Source organism: Leclercia sp. M-A074-M (assembly GCF_965195605.1).
Classification (GTDB): domain Bacteria; phylum Pseudomonadota; class Gammaproteobacteria; order Enterobacterales; family Enterobacteriaceae; genus Enterobacter.
The window spans coordinates 1-935 of the sequence record NZ_CBDAHM010000031.1; the positions used below are offsets into that span (position 1 = coordinate 1).

The 935-nt window shown below is 53.3% G+C and carries 1 rRNA gene; it reads left to right on the forward strand.

Annotation, left to right across the window (positions count from 1 at the left end):
* Positions 1-935: ribosomal RNA gene (locus ACOKCT_RS22905) — 23S ribosomal RNA — on the forward strand; the annotation flags it as partial.

Below are 935 nucleotides of genomic sequence, written 5' to 3' on the forward strand. Positions count from 1 at the left end.
GCTGTGAACTCGAAGAGTAGGGCGGGACACGTGGTATCCTGTCTGAATATGGGGGGACCATCCTCCAAGGCTAAATACTCCTGACTGACCGATAGTGAACCAGTACCGTGAGGGAAAGGCGAAAAGAACCCCGGCGAGGGGAGTGAAAAAGAACCTGAAACCGTGTACGTACAAGCAGTGGGAGCACCTTCGGGTGTGACTGCGTACCTTTTGTATAATGGGTCAGCGACTTATATTCTGTAGCAAGGTTAACCGTATAGGGGAGCCGAAGGGAAACCGAGTCTTAACTGGGCGTTAAGTTGCAGGGTATAGACCCGAAACCCGGTGATCTAGCCATGGGCAGGTTGAAGGTTGGGTAACACTAACTGGAGGACCGAACCGACTAATGTTGAAAAATTAGCGGATGACCTGTGGCTGGGGGTGAAAGGCCAATCAAACCGGGAGATAGCTGGTTCTCCCCGAAAGCTATTTAGGTAGCGCCTCGTGAANTCATCTCCGGGGGTAGAGCACTGTTTCGGCTAGGGGGCCATCCCGGCTTACCAACCCGATGCAAACTGCGAATACCGGAGAATGTTATCACGGGAGACACACGGCGGGTGCTAACGTCCGTCGTGAAGAGGGAAACAACCCAGACCGCCAGCTAAGGTCCCAAAGTCATGGTTAAGTGGGAAACGATGTGGGAAGGCACAGACAGCCAGGATGTTGGCTTAGAAGCAGCCATCATTTAAAGAAAGCGTAATAGCTCACTGGTCGAGTCGGCCTGCGCGGAAGATGTAACGGGGCTAAACCATGCACCGAAGCTGCGGCAGCGACACTANGTGTTGTTGGGTAGGGGAGCGTTCTGTAAGCCTGCGAAGGTGTGCTGTGAGGCATGCTGGAGGTATCAGAAGTGCGAATGCTGACATAAGTAACGATAAAGCGGGTGAAAAGCCCGC